We start from the raw sequence: 14,093 nt of genomic DNA on the forward strand, positions 1-14,093 counted from the left end.
TGTCTCAGCCTTTCTGGCTTATGTATATCCTGCTGGATTGTTTCAGACACCTCAATCGCTTCGTGGAAGTGGAGCCAGGAAGACTGGCTGCTTTACCTTGTGGGCGCCTTATCATAACGGCGCTGGTGCTTAATTTAGTTCCTCTTATAGAAGAACTTTTTGCTTCACTACTAGGGGCTTCTTGTGCCCCGGCCGGACCGTCTGTCCTGCCTGCTTCCCGTTGTTTGGGAGTGCAAAAGTAGTAGGTAGTACCTATCTTCTGCAAGTGTTTTTTAGATTATTTTTTCAGCGTTTGCTAAGTGCCTCACACGGTGAGGGTAAAGCGGCTGATAGGCTTCTGCTTCCGTATTAGAGCCTAAGAAAGAACATCCGTAGATGCTCTGGTAGTTCCTATGCTTGGGAAGTTTTTGTAGGACTTTCTTCTTGATAAAAGAAAGGGCCCAGGCTTGTTAGCAGGACCAGAAGTATAACAGCAGTTACTCTTCTTGAAGTTCCTGAGTCCAGAAAGATTTTGTAGATGATCTTTACTCACAAAGGAACGGCCAACGCTTGCTAGCAGGACCAGATAGATAACACTTCCTGATATTCTCAGAGTTCCTCTTTAAGTAATGATTTCTCAGAGGTTTTACATCGCCAGAGGACTGGGAAGCTAACACGTGTCACTTCCCCAGGTTCCTTGCCGCTGGCTTTATAAGGGAGTCCTTATAGCCGAAGAAAGGCCCCTGTCTTTATGGGACAGGGGCCTTCTTGCTTAGGTAATATAGTAACGCCGCTGACAGGGCTTTTAGTTCTTCATCGTTGAAGATTTTCTAAGCCTTATGCACCACAAGCTTCACAGCCTTCGGGATCATCCAGAGAGCACTGCATATCAGAGCGGTTGTCACGAGTGACGGGCTTCTTGTGCTCTTCCGCGTACTGAGCGTAGTTGAGCTCTTTCTCCTCCACATTAGCCACGGCTGGCTCGATCTGAGCTTCGGCCTGCTTCTGTACAGTAAACTTGATCGGATCGGCGGCGGCACGGGTACGCAGGTAGTACATACCTGTCTTGAGACCCTTCTTCCAGGCATAGAAGTGCATCGAAGTCAGCTTACCAAAGTTAGGATCTTCCATGAAGATATTGAGCGACTGCGACTGGCATATAAAGGCACCACGGTCAGCCGACATATCCATGATAGCACGCTGCTTGATCTCCCAGGCCGTCTTGTACAGATCTTTGATATTTTGAGGAATCTCAGGAATAGGCTGAACAGAACCGTTGGCCATGATCAGCTTATTCTTCATATCCTCATTCCAGAGTCCCAGTTTCACGAGGTCTTTCAGGAGGAATTTGTTAACTACCACAAATTCTCCGGACAGTACGCGACGCACGTAGATGTTGGACGTGAAAGGCTCGAAGCACTCGTTGTTACCGAGAATCTGGCTGGTAGAGGCGGTTGGCATAGGGGCCATAAGCAGTGAATTACGTACACCGTACTTCATTACTCCTTTACGCAGATTCTCCCAATCCCAGCGGTTGCTATCTGGCTTCACGCCCCACATATCAAACTGGAATATACCTTGTGAGATGGGGCTACCAGCCCAGGTCTCGTAAGGTCCTTCTTTACGGGCCAGCTCCATAGAAGCTTCCATAGCACCGTAGTAGATGGTCTCGAAGATATCTTTATTAAGCTGACGAGCTTCGTCTGAGTCAAACGGCATCCGCATGAGACAGAAAGCATCCGCCAATCCCTGAATACCTATACCTATAGGACGGTGACGCTTGTTGCTGCGCTCGGCCTCGGGTACGGGGTAATAGTTCAGGTCAATGATCTTATTAAGGTTGCGCGTTACAACCTTGGTTATTTCGTAAAGTTGCTTGTGATCAAAACGCATAAAGCCGTCGGCTCCTTTGGTCACGAACTTAGGCAGTGCGATCGAAGCCAGGTTACACACGGCTACCTCATCGGCAGCGGTGTACTCCATGATTTCGGTACATAGGTTCGACGACTTGATGGTACCCAGGTTCTTCTGGTTAGACTTGCCGTTAGCGTGGTCCTTATACAGCATGTAAGGCGTTCCGGTTTCGATCTGGGATTCCAGAATCGCAAACCACAGGTCTTGTGCCTTGATGGTTTTGCGGGCTTTGCCTTCAAGTTCGTACTGCTCGTACAGTTTCTCAAACTCCTCGCTATGCGTATCAGCCAGACCGGGACACTCGTGCGGGCAGAACAGCGACCAGGTGTCGTTGGCTTCTACTCGCTTCATGAACAGGTCCGGAATCCACATGGCGTAGAACAGGTCACGGGCACGACGCTCTTCCTTACCGTGGTTCTTTCTCAGATCCAGGAAGTCGAAGATATCAGCATGCCAGGGCTCCATATAGATAGCGAAAGAACCTTTACGCTTTCCACCTCCCTGATCAACGTAGCGGGCGGTGTCGTTGAATACACGCAGCATAGGTACGATACCGTTGGAAGTACCATTGGTACCTTTGATATACGAACCGGTAGCCCGGACGTTGTGGATGCTCAGACCAATACCACCTGCCGACTGTGAGATAAGCGCGCACTGCTTCAGAGTATCATAGATACCGTTGATGCTATCTTCCTGCATGGTCAGCAGGAAGCATGACGACATCTGTGGCTTGGGAGTACCGGCATTGAACAAGGTAGGTGTCGCATGCGTAAACCACTTCTCCGAAAGCAGATTATAGGTTTCGATGGCAGCCTGTACGTCCTGCTGGTGAATACCAATAGCCACACGCATGAGCATGTGCTGCGGACGTTCGGCAATCTTTCCGTCTACCTTTAGTAGGTATGACTTCTCGAGTGTCTTATAGCCAAAGTAGTCGTACGCGTAGTCGCGGTCATATATAATAGTAGAGTCCAGTACCGCAGCATTACGGCGGATCACATCGTATACTTCCTTAGAAATCAGGGAAGCGTTCTCCCCTGTCTTGGGGTCAACATACGTATAAAGACGCTTCATCGTAGCCGAGAAGGACTTCAGCGTATTCTTATGCAAATTGGAAATAGCAATACGGGCCGCCAGAATAGCGTAATCAGGATGCTTGGTAGTCATCGAAGCGGCGGTCTCAGCAGCCAGGTTGTCCAGCTCAGCCGTAGTCACACCATCATAGATACCCGCTACCACTTTCTTAGCTACCTCGATGGGCTGTATGTAGTTCCCATCAAGACCATAGCAGAGCTTTTCAATTCGAGCTGTGATCTTGTCGAATTTCACAGACTCTCTTCGACCATCGCGTTTGATTACGTACATTGGCATGGTATAGAGTTGGTTTTCAAGAAGTTATAGATTGATTTTTAATACTCACTTAGACGTAGCGCCTCAAAATTTTTCCTTGAAGTAACGGCTTTGCCGTCGAAAAAACAACGGGCTTTTTTGTGACTCAGGGAAAAATCTAATCGGTTTTGAATGTTAATGAATTGTTAAGATTCTTATTTCAAGCCGCTTATAGAAACGCCTACCCAAATACCTCTATCAAAATAATACCACAAAAAAAATCCCCCCACAAAAAGGCCGGTAGTTACTTGTTAATCAAACAGTTACTATGTACGCGTGCTCTATAATTTAACTACTATAACTCAGTTTAACAAGAAATTGATTTGAGATTGGGGCATAAACTTCACGAAAGGTCGAAAATAAAAAATATCGCCTGCAGTGTTTGGGGAGATAAGAATAAGTTTCTATTTTTGCAGTCCTTTTCGCAGAAACGTAAATAACACATTAACAATAGATAACGATGAAAAAAGATATTCATCCTAATTACAGAGAGGTAGTTTTCTGGGATTTGTCAAGCGACGATAAGTTTATCACCCGTTCGACTATCCAAACTAGCGAAACTATTCAGTGGGAAGATGGCAAAGAGTACCCTGTTTACAAGGTGGAAGTTTCTTCTAAGTCACACCCATTCTATACAGGTAAGAACATCCTGGTTGATACAGCCGGTCGTGTTGACAAGTTCAGAAAGCGTTACGGCAAGTAATAGCCCATACAAGAACATACTGATACTGGGGCAGTCTCCAATTGCGAAAGCAGAGAGACTGCCTCTTTTTTTTGCCCGATCCAATAAATTAGGCGAAATTTGAACGTACCATACCATACTCCCCTGGCATGATCAACGTAGTTCTGTTTGACGACCCAACCCTGCGGGTCCAGTTGCTTCCATTTACCTTTACCCGGCCGGTAGCAGCTATCCGGTGCGGCATCAAAACCATAGCCGAAAAATGGGCTGATACACTGGGCACTCTCCCATCGTACCTGACGGAACCCTATCTGCAGAACCGGTTTGCGCTGGTAACAGCCGAAGACAACCTTTATATAAATGGCTCCCTCTGCCCGGACGGGCAGCTCCTGGAGGCGCTCAAAGGCCTGGCTGCCGAAACGGCCCTGGTATCGGAGCATAACGAACTGCTGGCGCTGCGGACTACTTCCCACTGGCACCCCAGTTCGGGTGTTACAGCCTCTGCCATTCAACAATATACTCATCCACTGGTCATGATCCGGCAGTTATGGGATATATTCGGAGAGAATGGAGCTCAGATCAAAGCTGATTTTGAACATATCACCAAAGGGCGTGCCTCCGCCAGCCTGACGGATCCCTTTACGCGCTGCTACAATCCGGAGGCTATCTTTATAGAAGAAGGAGCTACCATTAGAGCGGCAATCTTGAATGCTGAGAATGGCCCTATCTACATTGGCAGAAATGCCGTGATCAATGAAGGGTCGGTAGTACAGGGCCCTTTTGCCATGGGAGAAGAAGCGGTACTGAATCTGGGAGCTACCATCCGCCCCAACACTACCATTGGCCCCTACTGCAAAGTAGGCGGTGAGGTGAATAACTCAGTACTGTTCGGGTACAGCAATAAAGCGCACTCGGGCTACCTGGGTAACTCGGTATTGGGTGAATGGTGTAACCTAGGTGCCAACACCAACAACTCCAACCTCAAGAATGACTACACTACGGTAAAGTTATACAACTACGCCGCGGGAGAACTCGTAGACACCGGACGGCTGTTCTGCGGGTTATTCATGGGCGACTATACCAAGGCCGGTATCAGTACCATGTTTAATACAGGTACGGTGGTAGGTGTCAATGTTAATGTATTCGGGGCCGGCTTTCAGCCCAAGTTCATCCCATCGTTTACTTGGGGAGGACAGGCCGAAGGCTTTACTACCTATCGTTATGAAAAAGCCATGGCCGTAGACCGCGAAACGGTTAGCCGACGTGACATACCCTTTGGTGAAGAAGAAGAAACCCTGCTCTGGGAAGTATTTGAGCGTACGCAGGCTGTACGCATGAAACAAGATATACGCTCTTTCTGATATACCGTGCTATTTAGAGATATACCCGGCCAGGATTATGTAAAGCAGGCGCTTATACGCTCGGTGCACCATAGCCACGTAGCGCACGCGCAGCTCTTTGACGGCCCAACCGGTGGAGGTACCCTGGCGCTGGCCCTGGCGTTCGCTACGTACATCAACTGTGAGGAGCGCCTGGATGATGATGCCTGCGGACATTGTGCCTCCTGCGTCAAAATGAACAAGCTGGTACACCCCGACCTCCACTCTATTTTTCCGATTGCTACTTCCAAAAAAGTAGGTGGTAATACTAGTGAGGCTTTTTTGCCCCTTTGGCGGGAATTTGTACTGGAAAGTCCCTACCGGCTCTTACCCGAGTGGCTTGACTTTATTAATGCCGAAAACAAGCAGGGGAATATTTCAGTTGAAGAGGCCCGGAATGTACTTCGCAAGCTGGCTCTCAAGTCGTACGAAGGTGAGTACAAGATCCTGATTATCTGGAAGCCGGAGCTGATGAACATCGCCTCAGCCAACGCCCTGCTCAAGATACTGGAGGAGCCTCCGGCCAAAACGCTTTTCATACTGGTAAGTGATCAGTCAGACCGCCTGCTTACGACCATACTGTCCCGCACCCAGCGGGTGGCGGTGCCGGCATTTGATGACGAGGAGGTGAGTGATTTTTTACAGAAGTATCATCAGGTGGAAGAAAGCCGCGCCCGGCAGATTGCCTACCTTTGTGATGGCAACCTGGCCGAAGCCAGGCGCATGGCACAGGAGAGCCCCGATGACCGCCAGACTTGGTTTGCCGACTGGATGCGCTCCTGCTACAGGAATGATGTCGTGCACCTGGTTAAGCTGGCCGATGCGTTTGATGCCATGAATAAAGAAACACAAAAGGGGCTTTTTGAGTATTCATTACGGCTATTCCGCGACATGCTCGTGTGGACTCAGGGAGCCGGTGAACTACTCCGCGTACCAGGTGAGGAGCTGTCGTTTGTACAGAACTTCTCAAAGGCGGTTTCTATGAACGCGCTGGAAGGTATGATCGGAGAAGTGAACGAGGCCTACTACCACGTAGAGCGTAATGTCCGGGCCAAGATGGTATTCCTGGATCTGTCCCTAAGGGTGGCACAGCTTTTTAAAAAACCATGAAAAAAAAGCCGAAGAAGTCTTCCCAAAAATCAGGTAAAGACGTTATCGGAGCAACGGAGATGGTGGATTTTCCGGAACTGGGCTGGCACCATGTGCAGGCTCGTGTCGATACAGGAGCCGCTACCTCTGCCATTCATTGCTCACGGGTGCGCCTGGTCAGGCAGGGCGAACAAGTTCGGCTTAGTTTTTATCTGGATGTGCAGAAAGGCGCTCCCAAGCAGCGCTTCTCGGTCAGCGAATTCAAAGAAAAAACCATAAAAAATTCGTTTGGGCAGGAAGAGCGACGTTATGTCATCAAGACCAAAATCACGCTAATGGGGCGAAAGATCCGGACGGAATTCTCACTAGCTGATCGCCAGAAAATGACATACCCGGTACTACTGGGTCGTAAACTACTTAAAGGACGATTCGTCGTAGACGTTTCCCAAAAGAACCTTTCATCACAAACCCAAAAGTCCAGGGCCTTCGAAGAGCCGGATGCTACTGCTTCAACAATCGTTTAACAATCACTATGAAAATTGCCGTATTATCCACCAATCCCGAGCTTTACTCTACACGAAGGCTGGTGGAGGCTATTAAGGATAAAGGTCATCAGGCGCTGGTAATCGACCACCTGAAGTGCTTCCTGATCGTAGAAGGTGGGAGGCCTTCAGTCATATATAAGAATGAACTTATAACAGATATTGATGCTATCATCCCCCGGATCGGCAGCTCAGTAACGGCCTTTGGCTGCTCGGTGGTGCGTCAGTTTGAGCTGATGAAGGTGTTTTCGACCGTAAAGTCCCAGGCCATTACCCGTTCCCGCGACAAGCTGCGGAGTATGCAGATCCTGACCAAAGCCGGGGTGGATATCCCGAAAACAGTATTTGCCAAGAATGCTACGCAGGTAAAGGATCTCATCAAGATCGTGGGTGGACCGCCGGTAGTGATAAAGCTACTGGAAGGTACCCAGGGTGTAGGTGTGGTACTGGCGGAGAGTGCCCAGGCGGCCAAGTCCACGATTGAGGCCTTTTACGGATTAAAGGCTAACTTTCTGATCCAGGAATTTATAGCGGAGTCCGGCGGGGCTGATATCAGGGCCTTTGTGATTGGCAACCGGGTGGTAGCGGCCATGAAGCGCCAGGGCATGGAGGGTGAGTTTCGCTCTAACCTGCACCAGGGAGGCGAGGGCCAGCGCATCGAGCTGACTCCGCAGGAAGAAGAAACGGCTATCGCGGCGGCCCGGGCGCTGGGGGTGAGGGTAGCGGGGGTGGATATGCTACAGTCGAAGCGGGGGCCACTGGTGATGGAGGTTAACTCCTCACCCGGACTGAAGGGGATCGAAAAGACCTCGGGTATTGACGTAGCGGGAGAGATCATCAGCTACATTGAGGAAAAGATCAAAGCCGACGAAGGAGATACCGTAGGGGTTTAGCTGCTATAAGCTGTAGGCTTTATGCTGTAAGCTGTACGCTTCTTCGGTGTGACATTCGTCAGGGTTTGAAATAGGATTTGTACTAATTTTGTTTCCATAGTGCTTACTGCTTTGGGCATACAGCCTAAGGCATACAGCCTAAAGCAACTAAAAATGCATATAAAGATTGGAACACGAGGTAGTAAACTAGCCCTATGGCAGGCGTACTACGTCGAAGAACTTTTACAGAAAGGCGGACTCACTACCGAGATTGTTATCATCGAAACCAAAGGTGATAAGATCCTGGACCGCTCCCTGTCGAAGATAGGTTCGAAGGGAGTATTCACGGAAGAACTGGAAGATCAACTGCGCTTTGGGGGCATTGATATTGCCGTGCACAGCGCTAAGGATCTGCAGTCGTCGCTACCGGCGGAGTTCGAGATTGTAGCCTTTACCGAGCGGGAGCAGGCCAATGACGTACTGGTGAGCCACGACAAGAGCCTGTCGCTGAAGAGCGGGAAGCCCTTTGTGGTAGGTACCTCTTCTACCCGTCGGGTAGCTGTACTGAAGCACTTCTACCCCCACATCAAGACCGTAGACATGCGCGGCAACCTGCAGACCCGCCTGCGGAAGCTGGAAGAAGGGCAGTGTGATGCACTGCTACTGGCTTATGCCGGCGTGCACCGCATGAACTACGACGATGTAATCGCGGAGCACCTTTCGCTGGATGAGTTTACGCCCGCCGTCGGACAGGGTAGCGTAGCCATTGAGTGTATCTCTTCACTGGATGAAGAAAAGAAAAGTACCTTACGCCGCCTGCTCAACCACGCCCCCAGCGAGGTGTGCCTGCGGGCCGAGCGGGCTTTTCTGAAGTACCTGCAGGGTGGATGTAGCGTACCGGTATTCGGGCTGGCCACTTCTACGGACGGGCAGTTGTCGGTAACGGGAGGTATCATACGCCTTGATGGTAGCGAGGTACTTCGCCGTACCAAGACGGGCCCCGATGCTGACGCTGAGCAGCTAGGTACTGCCCTGGCCGAAGAGCTGATAGCTGCCGGAGCGGGAGAGATCCTGACGGAGATCAAGTCCCAGCAGATCCAGCAGTTATAGTAGAGCCATTCCTATACTTATATACAGCAAAAGCACGCCGTACGGCGTGCTTTTGTTCTTGAGTGCTAGTTATATTCTACCTAGTAGCTTTCATTCTGCGTCAGGTAGCCGGGCAGGTTCGAAGCTCCATCAATGGCCGTCTGCGGAATAGGGAAGATTCTCTTCCGCTTGTCGTTGTTGGTCTTTTCGGTCCAGGTATCCTCGTACTTACCGAAGCGGATCATATCCGTCCGGCGGAGCATTTCCCAGTAGAACTCAAAGCCACGCTCACGGTACAGCAGGTCGAGTGACATAGCGGTGAGAGGGGGCGGCGGTGTGGTAGCGGTACGGGCAGCCCGTACGGTATTCACATCGGCCAGCGCACTGGCAGCGTCACCTCCTTTGCGAAGCTTGGCCTCGGCACGCATCAGGTACACATCCGCCAGCCGCAGAATAACGATATCCGCCTCCCCAAAGTTACGACCACTGACCGACTTCCGGCTAAACTCATACTTCTCTACCCGGTAGCCGGTGTTGTAGTCACTTCCTTCTACGGTAAAGTCAATCTTCTCGGTAAAATTGACCGGCAGCGTAGGACGGTTGCGGGTATCGTTATAAAGTGGCCCAACCAGCATCCGTCCATCTGCGCATTTCAGAAAAGCACCGTTCTTACGAATAAGACCATACTGCTGACCACGCAGGATACCTCGGTTGATGTGGAAGTCTGCCGCCGCCACGCAGGTAGCCTCGGGATTGGTGTAGATTTCCAGGTTCTGCTTGTGGAACCGCGGGTCTACCGATGGGTCCTGGGGAGCGTAGGCATTGACCCAGGTCCGGTAGTAGTCGGGAGTGATACCGGGACCGTCGGTACCGTTGGCAGCCGGAAACTCCGGCAGCGGAAACTGATCACCCGACAGCGAGAAGTAGGCCATCCGGTTATGTCCGTTCAGATCAGCCCGCTGATCTACGGCGAAGATGATCTCCTTGTTGGTATGGTTGTCGGAGTTGAAGATCGAGAAATAGTCTCGGGATAGCTGGTATTGCCCCGACGAGATAATCTTGTCGGAATATTCAACCACTTTATCCATATCCTCCGGCTTAAACGTAAAGGTAGCCGCGTAGGGATCACGGTATACGGCGGCATTGAGATGCAGACGCGCCAGCAGTCCCCATACAGCACCTTTGCTCAGGCGACCGTGGCCCACGTTTGTTTCCAGATTCGGCTCTACGGCCAGTAGCTCGCTTTTGATGTACTCCACAGCCTGCTCTCCCCGCAGGATGGTAGACGTAGCGCTGAGGTTATCCTTCACGAACACCAGCCCGAAGAGGTCCAGCGTAAGCATGGAGTAGTAGGCACGCATCCCTCTGGCTTCGGCCAGGTAGGTGCGGCTCACAGGATCATTGAGCGTGGGCAGCGTATTGATAGCCGTGATTGCTCTTGACATTCCCTGCAGTACCAGGTTCCAGGTGTTGCGTACGTTGGGATCGGTGCTGGTGGTTGTATGCGTATGCATGGCCAGGTAGATACCGTTGTCTCCCCAGTCGGTACCACCCCGGTAGGGCAGAATAGCCTCGTCGGTCGAAATTTCCTGCAGAGCAAAGTAGTTGGTGTGCAGGAATATGTTGGGCAGCAGAGCGTACACGGGTGCAATGATACCATCAGCCGCCTGCCGGTCCGATAGCCCCCTTGCAGAGGTCTCGTCCAGTACGTTTTCCATCAGGTTGGTACAACTATTCAGCACCAATAGGCCACTCAGGGCTGCAATAGCGATATATTTTTTCATGGGTTCTCTGATTAAAAAGTAAAGTTCAGACCAAAAATCAGGTTTCTGGCTTTGGGATAGCTGAGATAGTCAATACCGTACGACAGGATACCATTGACCGTACGATCGGTATTGACTTCCGGATCGTAGCCGTCGTAGTTGGTGATCACAAACAGGTTCTGACCCGTTACGGATACCCGGATGCCCGAGATCCAGCGGTTGATGCCCAACGATTTGGTATTGAGGTTGTACCCTAGCGAGAGGTTGTTGAGCCGGAAGAAGGCGCCATCCTTCAGGTACCTCGACGAAACCGGAGCCGAGTTGTTGACAGACTCTTCCGGGAAAGCAATAGCCTCGGGCGTAGTGTTCAGCCCTTTCGAGAGTCGTAGCTTATAGAAACTAGCGTTAGCCGTATTGTCATATACCTTGTTGCCCGCTACTCCGTTGAAGTTGACAACCAGATCGAAGCCTTTATAGGCCACACTACTGTTGATGTTGTACTGGCGGGTAGGCAGGGCGCTGCCAATGGGTACGCGGTCTTTATCGGTAATGATACCATCACCATCTACATCCCGGAAGGTACTGATCCCGTTCTCGTCAAAGCCGGTAAATTCTTTCAGGAAGAAAGTACCGATGGGCTGGTTATTGATGTACCCATTGATCGTAGCCGAGGTAAGCCCCGAACCGGAGGCAGCCCCCGAAGGAATTACGGTATAGGGTGAGTTTTCAACCCGGTTGTGGATAAAGGTCATGTTTCCGCCTAAGTCAAACCGGAATCCGTTGGTAGTAGTATAGCGGTAGTTCAACTCAAATTCTACTCCCCGGTTGGTAATGTTCATATCCGGTACGTTGGTCCAGAAAGTACCCGCCGGCTGAACGGGGTCCGCCGGGATCACTTCCAGCAGGATGTTATTGGACACCTTATTGAAGTAGTCAACCGTTCCGGACAGCGCTCCATTGAAGAGGGCAAAGTCAAGCCCGATGTCCGTCTGGGTCGATACTTCCCACTGGATATTAGGATTGGCTAAGCGTGAGTAGGAAGTACCCGCCGGATAGGGTCCATCAGGAGAGAGTGGATAGCTGGTGGTAGATGAAACCTGTGACGTAAAGAGCGCCTGGGTGATCTTGGATGGAATCTCCTGATTACCCGTTTGTCCCCAGCCGGCACGTAGTTTCAGATCCGTAAAAGGTCCCGACTTCAGGAACTCCTCTTCGGAAAGTCTCCAGCCCGCCGAAATTGAAGGGAAGATACCGTACTTGTTATTAGCCCCGAACTTCGACGATCCATCGGCGCGTACGGTAGCTGTCAACAGGTACTTGTCGTTGTACTGGTAGTTGATACGGGAGAAGAACGACTGCAACTCATTTTCCAGCGCATAACCTCCGGGGCGATTGTTAACCAGGGTCAGCTCCTGACCTATTCCCGGATTGTAAATGGGTTCAATACTTCCGAGAGGGAATTTGTTGATGCTGGTGTTCCGTCCCTGTACAAATATCTTCTGGTACGAATGTCCCAGCAGGGCTGTCAGGTTGCTCTTGTTCCTGGTCAGGGTATAGGTAAAGTAGTTTTCTACCAGCGTATTGCGGTTGTAGGTATTATAGGTTTCGAGTCGGCCATCCTGCTGCGGTACCGCGTTAGACAGTGACTGAATATCACGTACTGAGGAGGAGTTATCCACTCCTATATTCAGCTTATACACCAGATCTTTGGTGATCTTGAAAGAAGGAGAAATATTAGCGATGACGCGGTTGATGGTCGTGATGTCTTTCTCGAGCTTCAGCGGGATCAATGGGTTGGTACCGCCCTGGTACTGGAAGGGTTCGCCTTTGTCGTCGTAGGCCGGGAACGTAGGATTAGCCGAGATCGCGCCACCCACCAGGCTTTGGATTGGAGGACGCTGGTTTTGGGTATAGGTGGCATTCAGGTTCAGGTCCAGGCTGAGACGGTCTTCCAGGAACTTCTGGCTTACATTGATACGACCCGTGTAGCGATCAAGGTCACTGTTCTTGAGGATACCCTGCTGTTTCTGGATACCTACGGAGCCGTAGTACGTCAGCTTATCTGCTCCGCCACCAAACGACAGATTGTGATTCTGGGTGTAGGCGGTGCGGGTTACTTCCCGTTGCCAATCAGTGTTGGCTCCTCTGTCTTCGAGTACGCCCCCCAGCGCCGTTACCTGCTGGCGAAACTCATCCGCCGTGAATACCGGCAGAGCCCGCGCCAGCGTAGATATTCCCAGGCTTCCGTTGTAATTAAAGGTAGATACCCCGGCCTTGCCTTTCTTGGTAGTGATCAGAATAACACCATTAGCACCGCGTGATCCATAAATGGCAGTAGCCGACGCGTCTTTGAGTACATCAATGGATTCAATGTCCTGCGGGTTAAGGAAGTTGAGCGGGTTAATAGCACCACCGGTACTTGAGTTATCCAGCGCCATACCGTCCAGTACAAACAGAGGTGTACTACCCGTACGTACCCCACCCGGACCACGAATGCTGATGTTCTGGTTAGCGCCCGGCTCACCACTGGCCGATACTACGTTCACACCCGCTACCTTACCCTGCAGGAGCTGCTCGGGCGAGTTGATAATTCCCTGGTTAAAATCAGCGGGCTTCAGCGACTTCACGGCACCGGTCATGTCCTTTTTGGTAGCACTACCGTAGCCAATCACTACCACCTGCGACAGATTAGAAGCCTCGGTATTCAGTTGTACGTTGATGGTACTTCTACCATTTACAGGTACTTCCTGCTTTTCGTACCCAATGTAGCCAAATACCAGCACCGCCCCCGCATCGGGTACAGTCAGGGTATAATTACCGTTAGCATCGGTGTTGGTACCGCGCTGGGTACCCTTCAATACTACTGTACATCCTACCAGCGGATCATTGGTAGTAGCATCCGTTACACGACCACTTACGGCTATTTCTACCACGTTGCTTCCCTTCTTAGCTACTCCTGATTCACCAGGCAGTTGTGTAGTACGAGCCAAAGCCAAATTTGTACTTTGCCCGTACACGTGGGTTATACTGATACACAGTATTATACACAAAAAAACGCCAATACAACGAAGTAATGGCGGCGGAGATGGATAGAAATGCTTCATAACAAATTGGATTTGTTAAAGATGAATAGATATACAAATTAAAATACATTCATAAGCACTTACTATTGCAATAAAAATTCTTAATAATATAATAAAACTAAAACAAATTTCTTAATATCAAACAGGTCGCTTTTGAATAAAAGCAACTTATCTCATAACTAAACCTAGTTGTAAGCTCTATAAGTATAATAAGTCATTATGGTCGGTATATAAATAAGAGTATCAAGGGAGAAGCAAAAGATAAACAAAAAGGGGTGGCTATCGCCACCCCTTCTGTTATAGGGTAATATA

Annotated in this window: 9 protein-coding genes; 6 read left to right on the top strand and 3 right to left on the bottom strand. The window is 50.3% G+C overall.

The window, feature by feature from the left end:
- Nucleotides 1–816: 816 nt before the first annotated feature.
- Complete coding sequence (locus tag JTN23_RS24680; protein WP_247237821.1) at nucleotides 817–3,258, bottom strand: ribonucleoside-diphosphate reductase subunit alpha; 2,442 nt, start codon at nucleotides 3,256–3,258, stop codon at nucleotides 817–819.
- A gap of 484 nt (nucleotides 3,259–3,742) precedes the next feature.
- Here JTN23_RS24680 and JTN23_RS24685 point away from each other — a divergent pair, with 484 nt between their 5' ends.
- From JTN23_RS24685 to hemC, 6 genes are all read left to right on the top strand, one after another.
- A complete protein-coding gene (locus JTN23_RS24685; protein WP_247237788.1) occupies nucleotides 3,743–3,985 on the top strand; it encodes a type B 50S ribosomal protein L31 in 243 nt (80 codons plus the stop codon).
- Nucleotides 3,986–4,113: 128 nt separating this feature from the next.
- Nucleotides 4,114–5,325: a putative sugar nucleotidyl transferase gene (locus tag JTN23_RS24690; protein ID WP_247237789.1), complete on the top strand. Its 1,212-nt coding sequence runs from the start codon at nucleotides 4,114–4,116 to the stop codon at nucleotides 5,323–5,325.
- A gap of 6 nt (nucleotides 5,326–5,331) precedes the next feature.
- On the top strand, nucleotides 5,332–6,453 hold the full coding sequence (gene holB, locus JTN23_RS24695) for a DNA polymerase III subunit delta' (protein ID WP_247237790.1): 1,122 nt from the start codon (nucleotides 5,332–5,334) through the stop codon (nucleotides 6,451–6,453).
- Nucleotides 6,450–6,956 carry an ATP-dependent zinc protease family protein gene (locus tag JTN23_RS24700; protein ID WP_247237791.1) on the top strand — a complete coding sequence of 169 codons (507 nt, stop codon included), beginning with the start codon at nucleotides 6,450–6,452 and terminating at the stop codon, nucleotides 6,954–6,956. The genes holB and JTN23_RS24700 overlap by 4 nt, the downstream gene beginning before the upstream one ends.
- 8 nt (nucleotides 6,957–6,964) lie before the next feature.
- On the top strand, nucleotides 6,965–7,867 hold the full coding sequence (rimK, locus tag JTN23_RS24705) for a 30S ribosomal protein S6--L-glutamate ligase (protein WP_247237792.1): 903 nt from the start codon (nucleotides 6,965–6,967) through the stop codon (nucleotides 7,865–7,867).
- A gap of 153 nt (nucleotides 7,868–8,020) precedes the next feature.
- The gene (hemC, locus tag JTN23_RS24710) at nucleotides 8,021–8,956 is read left to right on the top strand and encodes a hydroxymethylbilane synthase (protein ID WP_247237793.1); all 936 of its coding nucleotides are present in this window, start codon (nucleotides 8,021–8,023) and stop codon (nucleotides 8,954–8,956) included.
- Nucleotides 8,957–9,036: 80 nt separating this feature from the next.
- On the opposite strand, the gene JTN23_RS24715 is transcribed toward hemC, so the two are convergent.
- A complete protein-coding gene (locus JTN23_RS24715) occupies nucleotides 9,037–10,719 on the bottom strand; it encodes a RagB/SusD family nutrient uptake outer membrane protein (RefSeq protein ID WP_247237794.1) in 1,683 nt (560 codons plus the stop codon).
- Nucleotides 10,720–10,730: 11 nt separating this feature from the next.
- Nucleotides 10,731–13,670, bottom strand: a complete 2,940-nt coding sequence (locus JTN23_RS24720) for a SusC/RagA family TonB-linked outer membrane protein (RefSeq protein WP_409049473.1) — start codon at nucleotides 13,668–13,670, stop codon at nucleotides 10,731–10,733.
- Between the last annotated feature and the right edge of the window lie 423 nt (nucleotides 13,671–14,093).

The sequence above is a fragment of the Telluribacter roseus genome, from assembly GCF_017355915.2.
GTDB lineage: Bacteria > Bacteroidota > Bacteroidia > Cytophagales > Spirosomataceae > Telluribacter.

Coding starts and splice junctions, on each gene's coding strand:
- JTN23_RS24680 (WP_247237821.1), bottom strand. CDS start 3,258: ATGTACGTAATCAAACGCGATGGTCGAAGAGAGTCTGTGAAATTCGAC.
- JTN23_RS24685 (WP_247237788.1), top strand. CDS start 3,743: ATGAAAAAAGATATTCATCCTAATTACAGAGAGGTAGTTTTCTGGGAT.
- JTN23_RS24690 (WP_247237789.1), top strand. CDS start 4,114: ATGATCAACGTAGTTCTGTTTGACGACCCAACCCTGCGGGTCCAGTTG.
- JTN23_RS24700 (WP_247237791.1), top strand. CDS start 6,450: ATGAAAAAAAAGCCGAAGAAGTCTTCCCAAAAATCAGGTAAAGACGTT.
- rimK (WP_247237792.1), top strand. CDS start 6,965: ATGAAAATTGCCGTATTATCCACCAATCCCGAGCTTTACTCTACACGA.
- hemC (WP_247237793.1), top strand. CDS start 8,021: ATGCATATAAAGATTGGAACACGAGGTAGTAAACTAGCCCTATGGCAG.
- JTN23_RS24715 (WP_247237794.1), bottom strand. CDS start 10,719: ATGAAAAAATATATCGCTATTGCAGCCCTGAGTGGCCTATTGGTGCTG.